General features: G+C 67.5%; 7 protein-coding genes and 1 pseudogene. 3 read left to right on the forward strand and 5 right to left on the reverse strand.

Annotated elements, in window-relative coordinates:
• Positions 1–289: pseudogene (locus tag FL311_RS37430) on the reverse strand (IS5/IS1182 family transposase); the annotation flags it as partial.
• Between the two features lie 96 nt (positions 290–385).
• Positions 386–1,261 (reverse strand): TauD/TfdA family dioxygenase, encoded by an 876-nt coding sequence (locus FL311_RS37435; protein ID WP_141332462.1) that lies wholly within the window; start codon positions 1,259–1,261, stop codon positions 386–388.
• A 151-nt stretch (positions 1,262–1,412) separates the two neighbouring features.
• On the opposite strand from FL311_RS37435, the gene FL311_RS37440 reads away from it, so the two are divergent.
• Both FL311_RS37440 and FL311_RS37445 read left to right on the forward strand, forming a co-directional pair.
• Positions 1,413–3,416, forward strand: coding sequence for a RiPP maturation radical SAM C-methyltransferase (locus FL311_RS37440; protein WP_141332463.1), 2,004 nt, complete (start codon positions 1,413–1,415; stop codon positions 3,414–3,416).
• 217 nt (positions 3,417–3,633) lie between these two features.
• Complete coding sequence (locus FL311_RS37445; RefSeq protein WP_228557337.1) at positions 3,634–4,647, forward strand: hypothetical protein; 1,014 nt, start codon at positions 3,634–3,636, stop codon at positions 4,645–4,647.
• 58 nt (positions 4,648–4,705) lie between these two features.
• Here FL311_RS37445 and FL311_RS37450 read toward each other — a convergent pair whose 3' ends face one another.
• Positions 4,706–5,866 carry a class I SAM-dependent methyltransferase gene (locus FL311_RS37450; protein WP_141332465.1) on the reverse strand — a complete coding sequence of 387 codons (1,161 nt, stop codon included), beginning with the start codon at positions 5,864–5,866 and terminating at the stop codon, positions 4,706–4,708.
• A gap of 84 nt (positions 5,867–5,950) precedes the next feature.
• A complete protein-coding gene (locus FL311_RS37455) occupies positions 5,951–6,775 on the reverse strand; it encodes a hypothetical protein (RefSeq protein WP_141332466.1) in 825 nt (274 codons plus the stop codon).
• Between the two features lie 426 nt (positions 6,776–7,201).
• Here FL311_RS37455 and FL311_RS37460 point away from each other — a divergent pair, with 426 nt between their 5' ends.
• Positions 7,202–8,020: a siderophore-interacting protein gene (locus tag FL311_RS37460; protein WP_141332467.1), complete on the forward strand. Its 819-nt coding sequence runs from the start codon at positions 7,202–7,204 to the stop codon at positions 8,018–8,020.
• 48 nt (positions 8,021–8,068) lie between these two features.
• On the opposite strand, the gene FL311_RS37465 is transcribed toward FL311_RS37460, so the two are convergent.
• On the reverse strand, positions 8,069–9,317 hold a 1,249-nt coding region (locus FL311_RS37465; protein WP_228557338.1), incomplete at its 5' end, for an aminotransferase class III-fold pyridoxal phosphate-dependent enzyme.

Genomic DNA, 9,317 nt, shown 5'->3' on the forward strand with positions numbered 1-9,317 from the left:
ACACCATCCGCCACCGGCTGTCAGTGCCCGACAGGCACACGGCTTCGGCGTCCGATGCCTGCGTGTAGGCCTGCACCAACAGCGCCATGCACATCATCGCGGGCGGCTGCGGCTCTTGTCCCTGGCCTGTCTGTCGGTACATCGCTTCGAGCTCGTCCTGAAAGGCCTCGTCGAACAACTCGTGCCGATGCTCGCGCAGGAAGACGAAAAGCTTCCTGCTCTTCCTCGCCAGCTTCAGCAGGCGCTGCTCCCGTGCGCTCTGCTCCACAGCCGGCTTCCAGCGTTCCATGCGCCACCTCCGAAGGTGGCGACCTGATCACGCGACCACAGCCCGAGTCGATCCCCTACCGCTTGCCTGCTCCCTCGCCGTAACCTGATCGGCGCTCTAGAAGTTGAGGAAGCTGAGGCTGGAGAAGATCTTCCGCCGCGTGTCCGTGTAGGCATTGCGACCGTGCAGGTAGCGGGAGTTGTCGATGAACGCCAGGTCCCCCGGATGCCAGGCGATGGCGTCCTCCAGCTCCTTCATCGCCTCCTGGACCTCGGAGACGATGTCGTCCGAGATGGCCGAGCCGTCATCGAAAGACATCAGGTCCCCCAGTGTATTCTTGCGCTCCGACAACAGGCTGTTCGCGAACGCGTCCTGCCCTCCGTAACGGGTCTTCACCACCGCGGGACAGACATATTCGAGGTAGATGGAATCGTCTGGGCTGACGTAATAGGAGACACCCTCAATTCCATCCAAGGTGGTCTGAACGTCGGCCAGGGTGGCGCCATTCCCCATGAAGCGCTGCCATTTGTCGTTGGAGTATCGCTGGAAGAATCGCAGCTTCTTGTTCCGGAAGAGCTGCTTGAGCTCAGGGCGGAGCTTCTCCCAGAGGCGGACCCCGTCCCAGGCGAGCGTCTCGCCGCCTTCCGCCGCGGGGACGCTGCAGCAGAACCAGAGCGCGTCCGGACGGAAGGGGGAGTTGGCCTGCTCGGCGTGGGGCTCCACGTAGCCCATGCCCTCGGTCACCATCTGCACATAGCCGTCGCTCCCGGCGACGACGGGGCGCAGGCGGTCCCGGTTGAAGCGCGTGCTGAAGCGACCCGCGAAGTCATGCATCACCTGCGGGCTGGTGGTGAAGCCCCGGAAGATGACCAGGCCCGCGGACTTGAAGAGCGCGATGAGCTCCTCCGCGGGCAACTGGAGGATGTCGTCCGGACCCTCCCGGTGGACGAGCCGGCCACTGCCGCTTCCAAACGGTTCGATTCTGAGCGTCATGGACGCCTCCCCTCGATGCGGGTGATGGCTGTAATTTTATGGATAGACAGTCTTGGTCAGGTTATCCGGGTATATGCCGGAATATGCGCTAGGCTTGATGATTTGATTGAATGGGATGGAAGTCAATACGAAGTCAATGCAGAGGCCCCTCATGCGAATCGGTCTCGTTGCACTCCCCTGGTCGCTCCATCGGCATCCCTCCTCGGCGATGGGGGCGCTGTCCGCGTACCTGCGTCAGCAGGAGCCGACGGTGGAGGTGGAGTGCCGCTCCGCCTATCTCGAGGTGGCGAACGAGATCGGGCTGGCGTTCTATGACCTCATCTCCCAGAACTCGTATGAGGTCGGAGAGATGTTGTACACGCCGTGCCTCTTCCCGCAGCAGAAGCAACGGGTGCGTGACTTCTTCGTCAAGCGGATGGAGGCGACCGGAGAGTCATTGACGGGGCCCGGCGCCATCGTGTCCCCGGCCCACTTCAAGGAGGCGTCGACGTGGGAAGAAGTCTTCGACACGCTCACCGCCCGGCTGGAGGCGCACCTGGACCGGCTGGCGGACGCGCTGGCGGGGCGCTTCGACGTGGTGGGCCTCACCACCTGCTTCGGTCAGCTCTTCGCGAACCTCTCGCTCTGTCAGCGCATCAAGCAGCGCTCGCCCGCCACGAAGACGTTGCTGGGCGGGTCGACCATCTCCAACCAGGTGGGGCCGTCGCTGCTGAAGGAGTTCGACTTCCTGGACTACATCATCCAGGGAGAAGGGGAGCAGCCGCTGCTCGCGCTGGTGCGTCAGCTGCGCGAGGGGCAGACGGAGATGCGGGGCATCAAGGGCGTCATCTCGCGGGCCACGGCGGGGGAGCTCGCGGGCGGCGCGCAGCTCTGGGAGGTGCCCAACATCAATGCGCTCCCGCTGCCGGATTACGACGAGTATGCGCGCAAGGCGGAGGAGGGGAACCTCCTGTGGTTCCTCACCATCGAGGGCTCGCGCGGGTGTTGGTGGGACCGGGCCAAGCGCACGGGGAACCCGAAGGCCACGTGCTTCTTCTGCAACCTGAACGTGCAGTGGAATGGCTACCGCGAGAAGAGCGCCGAGCGCGTGGTGACGGACATCCTGGCGCTGAACGGGCGCTACCAGACGAACGTGCTCTTCTTCCTGGACAACATCATCCGCGCCAAGGGCATCGAGGAGTTCGCGGACCGGGTCATCGACACCGGGAAGGACTTCGTCATCTTCTATGAGATGCGCGCCAGCGTCCGGCCCTACGAGCTCTTGCGGCTCTGGGAGGCGGGCGTGCGCTACGTGCAGTTCGGCATCGAGGGGCTCTCCAATTCGTACCTGAAGCGGATTGGCAAGGGGACGTCGGTCATCGCCAACCTGCAGGCGATGAAGGTCTGCCACGAGCTGGGCATCCTCAACAGCGCGAACCTGTTGACGGACTTCCCGGGCGCGCGGCAGGAGGAGGTGGAGGAGACGACGCAGACCATCCTGGACTACGCGCTGCTCTACACCCCGCTGAACCCCAACCGCTTCTGGCTGGGGCGGGGCGCGACCATCGACACGCTGAGCCAGGAGTACGGCCTGTCGAACATCCGCAACGCGGACTTCTACAAGGTGGGGTTGCCGGAGGAGGTCTATCAGCGCATCTCGCTGCTCGACCTCTCCTATGACAGCCCGAGCACGCCCACGGACTGGAGCAGCGTCTACGACGCGTGCCGGAAGTGGGGACGGGCCTACGCGGCGGCGAAGGAGACGCAGTACCGACATCTATTGACGTACCTGGACAGCGGCGACTCGATGCGGCTCTACGACACGCGCAGCGGGATGCTGAACAACATCGTGCTGCGGGGACTGGAGCGGGACGTCTACATGGCCTGCATGGAGATCCAACGCTGGGAGGACCTCCGCGAGGAGTTCATCGAGACCGGGCGCGCGACCCAGGACGAGGTCGCGGCGATGCTCGGACGCTTCGTCGAGCAGCGCATCGTGTACCAGGAGGGGAGTCGGCTGGAGGGCAGTCGCTTCCTGTCGCTCGCGCCCGCGTACACCGCGGAGATGGCGACCCGCCGCATCCGCCGCGCCCACGAGGCCGCGCAGCTGCGTCGCAAGAAGGGGGCGGCCGCGCCTCGACAGGAGCAGCCCGTCGCCCTCGCCGAGAGCGCTTGAGCGGACGCCCCGGCGTGGACCCTGCTGGGGGTGTGTAACCATCGGGGGCGATATCGCGTATGGTGGGAGTCTGGCCCCCTGCGCCCATGGTGCGGGGGGCATCCGTTCAGCCGGAGGCCTCCCCGTGGTCAGCCCCATCTCCCCTCGGACCGTTTCCATCCCCACCCAGGCCCGTACGACGGAGCCCGTCGCGTCCCCGGCGACGCCGCTCCCCGCCGTGAGCCCTTTCTCCCAGGACGCCCTGGAGCGCGCGAAGCCCGAGCTCGTGAACCTCACGGGGCACAGCCCGGCGCGCACCGCCGCGCCCGAGGGGGCGAGCGCCGTGGCGACGGACGCGGGGGCCGCGCACTCGGTCGGCCCGAAGCTGCTGCACCTGGACGCCGGCTGGACGCCGCAGGGGCAGGGCTACGACGCGAAGCGCGACCAGGTGCTCACGACCTACTACGCGGATGGCCGGGGCGTGCTGCTCTCGCTCCAGGACAAGGGCACGGGCGTGGAGGCGCAGCAGGTCCGCCTGGGGGGCGCCAGCTCCAACCCCGAGGCCGGGGCGCCCTCGCATGGTGGCGGTGTCTCCACGGACGGTGAGTTCGTCTACGTCTCCGACACCCATCACCTCTACGTCTACCGGCGCGAGGACCTCGAGAACGCGAAGCCGGGCGCCGAGGTGCCGGCCTTCCAGGTGACGGAGGTCCCCAGCGGCGACGGGCTGACGGACCCGGCGACGGGCATCGGCCTGGTGTCCGCCGGCAGCTACATGACGGTGAGCGATGGCTACGCGTACGTCGGCTCGTACAGCAAGGACGGCGATGGCAAGGCGGGCGCCGTGTGGCGCTACGAGATCGACGAGAAGACCGGGGAGATCATCGAGGGCTCGCGCCAGGGCCCCATCCGCGCGCCGGACCGCGCGCAGGGCATGACGGTGGTCGACGGGGCGCTGCTGTTCACCACCGGCGACCAGAAGCTGGTCTACCAGCCGTTCGAGGGCACCCCGGACTCGTTCACCGCGGACCTCTCCGAGCGCAAGGACATCAGCAACGGGCTCATCGACCCGTATGCACAGGGCTTCAACATCATCGATGGCGAGCTGTGGGTGACGTACGAGAGCGGCTCGGAGAAGTACCGCGACAAGCTCAATCCCAAGTACGAGCCCCGGGAGCACATCCAGCGGATTCCGCTGGAGGACCTGGACCTCGAGGCCGTCGGCGTCACGCCCGAAGACCTCGAGGGCTGAGGCTCGCGATGCGGCGCGCCGCGCAGGCGAGGCGCTGCATGCCGCGTCGGGTGTCCGCTCACCCCGCGGCGCGCGTGAGGCAGTAGAGGGTGGTGATCTCTCGAGAGCGCGCCATGTGCAGCGGGTCCGAGGTGTCCTTGGACTTGGAGTGTCGGGCCGCGGTCGAGCGGCTCCACTTCACCGTCAGGCCGCAGCGGGCGAACTGCGCCTGGAGCCATCCCTGGGGGCGCAGGCCGAGCAGGACCGCGAGGTCCGAGAGGATGAGCAGTCCCTCGCCTCCGGGCGTGAGCGCGTCGGGGAGCCCTTCGAGGAAGCGCCGCAGGAACTGGTTGTCCTCGTCGAACACCGCGCGGTCCACGCGGTTCTTCGGGGGCTCCGGAATCCACGGCGGGTTGCACACCACGAGGTCCGCCTTGCCCTCCGGGAAGAGGTCCCCCTCGGTGACCTGGAAGGACTTGCGCAGCCCCAGCCGCTCCGCGTTCTCCCGGGCACAGGCCACCGCGCGGGAGTCGATGTCCGTCGCCTGCACGGACGAGGCGCCACGCTGGAGGAGGAGGAACGAGAGCACACCCGTGCCCGTGCCGATGTCGAACACGCGCGGGCCCTTCAGCGTGGGGAGCGAGAGGAGCAACTCCACGTAGTCGGTGCGCGTGGGCAGGTACACGCCGTAGTGTGGATGGATGAGGCCGGTGAGGCCGGGCACCGACAATCCCTTGCGCCGCCACTCCGCGGCTCCGAGCATGCCGAGCAGTTGCTTGAGGGGGACGACGGTGAACTCCGTCTCGGGCTCGCCCCAGACCTGTCGGCAGGCCAGGGCGACGTCGGGTGCGCGTGAGAGTGCGAGCCGGTAGTCGCGGTCGAGTGACACGGCGATGCGCGACAGCGTCTCGTGCTCCAGTTGCCGCGCGCGGCGCTCGGCGCGGAACGCCTCCAGGGGAGTGCGAGCGTTCGACGCGCGCTCCAGTCGGCGGCCCAGCGCGCCCAGCAGCTGCTTCGCGTTGTGGAAGTCGCCGGAGTACAGCAGGAACTCGCCTCGGCGGACTCGCTTGAGCGCCGTGTCCGCGCTGAGCCGGTCGTCCACCGGGTGCAGCCGGGCAGGAGAGGGCTCATCGCTCTCCGAGCGCCAGGTGAACGGGGCGCCAGCAGGCAGCGGTGCGGCGGGGGCGACGGTGGGCGCCGGTCCCTTGGACGGGGGAGCGGTTCGAGGGGGGCGTGGCATGGACCCGGTGGGTAGCACGTCCATGCGCGGGTGTGGAGACAGCGTGCGGAGAGGGGCATGAGGCCCCCCTCCGCGTCGCCTTCGTCACGGAATCTCGGGCGGGCAGTAGATCGCGCAGTTGCCAGGACCCTGCGGGAAGCAATCCTCCGGGCACGTCGCCCGGGTCTCCGAGCCATTGCAGATACCGTCACCGCAAACCATGCAGTCCGCTGGGCAGAGCTCACCTGACTCACAGACGTTGTCCCCGCACGTCATCTTCCGGAGCCGGAAGGTCTGGTAGCAACCGCCATAACGGTTGTCCATGTCGAGCGTGAGGGAGACGGGGTTGATCGACGTCACCGTGTGCAGCCCCGCGTTCTGGCACTGGCCATTGTGGCGGTCGGCGTCGAAGCGCACATCGAGCGCGATGTCATCGCGGCCGGAGATGCTGAACGTCTGCACGCATCCGCCATAGGCATCGGTGGTGTCGATTCCCCAGGGGCCGGTCCAGTCGAGCGTCGGGCCGATGGGAACGACGTAAGTCCCGGGGTTGTCGCACTGCCCGCTGGCAGTCGGGCTTCCCTGTCCATAGAAGCTGACCGTCAGCATCAGCCCGCTCAGCTCACCATACGGGTCCTGGATGCCGAACTTCTGCCAGCACCCCTGCGGCCGGGAGTCGGTGTCGAGGCGAATCTGGCTCGTCCACTGGCCCAGGCCTCGACCTTCGGAGACATTGAAGCCATTACACTCGGGGGAAGCGCCGCTGTATGCGCGAAAGTCATGCCAGAACTCGGCGCCACCGAGCGCATCGCCACGGGTGCTGGTCGCGTCAGACTCCAGGCTTTCCTCGGGAGCCGCCACGCCGCAGCTGGTCGAGAGGAGGGTCGCTGCCGCGAGCATGGTCGAACGGATGATGTGGGTCTTGAACATGAAGTTTTTTCCTGGGGTGTGGCGGACTCATCGGGTTGGAGTGCGCTGCAACGCTTTGCGGCAGGATTGCCCAGGCGTCATGGGCGCATCCTGTGTCGCAAGGGATTGCATCGCCAGGACATCCTATGATTGGGCAAATCATGAAGTCGAGAGAGTCGCCTGTTCCCCAGGGGAGTCCATGGTGACATCTGTCGTGGGTGTGTGGCTTTGGCGCTCGTTGAATCGCAGACAGGGTGTCTGGATGTGTCGGCGAGCGGCGGGGTGCGCGATTCCCTCGCCAGGTCAGGGGCACCTCCGAGCTCGATGGCGGAACGCCCCGCGAGCGGCACCCGTCAGGCAGCCAATCGCCCGCCCCGGCGAGCGAGCGATTTCAGTTGCGTCGCTGAAATTGCGAGTCAATATTGAAATGAAAGTGAAGGAGAGCACGTGACGACGAGCGTGACCGAGAAGGTGTACCGACGGGGCCCGTTCCCCGTGAAGTTCCGCTGCCTGGAGGTGCTGCGGGTGACGCCCGTCACCCCGCATGTGGTGCGCATCACCCTGGGCGGCCAGGACATCGAGGGCTTCCACAGCGAAGGGGCCGATGACCATGTGAAGGTCCTGTTCCCGGAGCAGGGCAAGCGCAAGCCCGTGATTCCGACCATGGGCCCCACCGGCCCCCAGCTCCAGCCCGGTGAGAAGAAGCCCGACTCGCGCGACTACACGCCGCGCCGCTACGACTCCACCACCGGCGAGCTGGACCTGGACTTCGTCCTCCACGGCTCCGGCCCCGCATCTTCGTGGGCCGCCCAGGCGAAGCCCGGCGACATGCTCGGCGTCGGCGGCCCGCGCGGCTCGCTCTTCGTCTCCAATGACTTCGACTGGTACCTGCTCGCCGGCGATGAGACCGCCATCCCCGCCATCGCCCGAAGGCTGGAGGAGCTGCCCGAAGGCGCCCGCGCCATCGTCTTCGTCGAGGTGGCCGACGCCAGCGAGGAGCAGCCGCTCACCACCCGCGCCAACGTGACGCTCACCTGGCTGCACCGCAACGGCGCCGAGGCGGGCTCCACCGGCCTGCTCCACAAGGCCATCCGCGAGCTCGACTTCCCGCCCGGCGACTACTTCGCCTGGGTGTCGGGAGAGTCATCGGAGATGCGCACCATCCGCGAGCACCTGCTCAACGAGCGCGGCACGCAGAAGAGCTGGGTCCGCGTCACCGGCTACTGGAAGCGCGGCCACGCGGACCACATCCACGATTCCAAGTGAGACACCCCTCGGGGAGGCCAGGCACTCCGGCCTCCCCGAAGGCGAGCCCTACGCGGGCTTCGCGAGTGAGCGCAGCACCTCGCCCGCCATCTCCACCGTGTAGTCGATCTGCTCCTCGGTGTGCGCCGCGCCGATGAAGTTCACGTCCCGGCGCAGCAGGATGCCCCGACGGGCCATGCCACCCTGGAACGGCGTCATCCGCTTCGCGTGCTCGGCCATGTCGGGCGAGTAACGGAAGAACGGGATGGCGTCGTAGCCCAGCACGCGCAGCGACGAGCCCGCCGCCTCCGCCTTCTGGTTGATGCCCTCGCGCAGCCTGCGGCCCAGGTACGAGACGTGCTTCGCCGGGTCGTTCTGCTTGTAGTGCTTGAGCACCGCCTCGCACACGGCCAGCGTCAACAGCTCACCGCCGAAGGTGGTGGAGACCTGGAGGTCCGCGAGCTTGGAGAGGTACTTCTCCGGGCCGGAGATGGCCGACAGCGGCATTCCCGCGGCGATGCTCTTGGACATGCAGCAGATGTCCGCCCTCACGCCGAAGAACTCCTGCGCGCCGCCCAGCGCCAGACGGAAGCCCGTCACCACCTCGTCCATCACGAACATCACGTTGTGCGCCGTGCACGCCGCGCGCACCTGCTTCATGAAGTCCGCGGACAGCACGCGGTTGTACGGGATGGAGAGGATCACCGCCGCCAGCTGGCCGGCCTGCTTCTCGATGGTGGACAGCAGCACCGCCTCGTCCGGCGGCGTGAAGAGCGGCAGGCGCGTCGTCAGGCCCGCGATGGCGGCCGGCACTCCCGGCGTGTCGAACATGAAGTGGTCGTGCCAGCCGTTGTAGCCGACCGTGATGATGCGCTCCTTGCCCGTCACGTAGCGCGACAGGCGCACCGCCGCGGACGTGGCGTCCGCGCCCGTCTTGAAGAACCGCGCCTGCTCCGCGCCCGGCACCAGGTCCAGCAGGGCCTGGATGGACGTCACCTCGACGGGCGTGGGCAGTGAGTGGAGGACCCCTTCCTCCAGGTGCTCGCGGATCGTGTCCACCACCGCGGGGTGGTTGTGGCCCAGCATGTTGGCGCCGAGGCCGCTGATGAAGTCGATGTACTCCTGGCCGTCCACGTCCTCCACCAGCGCGCCCCGGCCCCTGGCGAGGAACACGGGGAAGGAGCCGGGGGCGAAGTGCTCCGGCTTCTTCATCATCGACTGGGTGACGCCGGGGACCGTCTTGCGCGCCTCGGCGAGGAGCTGGTTCGAGCGCTCCAGCTTCATCTCACCCTGGATGGGGCGAGGGAGGGACGGGTGC

Origin of the sequence: Myxococcus sp. AB025B (assembly GCF_006518215.1) — a bacterium.
Lineage (GTDB): Bacteria > Myxococcota > Myxococcia > Myxococcales > Myxococcaceae > Myxococcus > Myxococcus fulvus.

Coding starts and splice junctions, on each gene's coding strand:
- FL311_RS37435 (WP_141332462.1), bottom strand. CDS start 1,261: ATGACGCTCAGAATCGAACCGTTTGGAAGCGGCAGTGGCCGGCTCGTC.
- FL311_RS37440 (WP_141332463.1), top strand. CDS start 1,413: ATGCGAATCGGTCTCGTTGCACTCCCCTGGTCGCTCCATCGGCATCCC.
- FL311_RS37450 (WP_141332465.1), bottom strand. CDS start 5,866: ATGCCACGCCCCCCTCGAACCGCTCCCCCGTCCAAGGGACCGGCGCCC.
- FL311_RS37455 (WP_141332466.1), bottom strand. CDS start 6,775: ATGTTCAAGACCCACATCATCCGTTCGACCATGCTCGCGGCAGCGACC.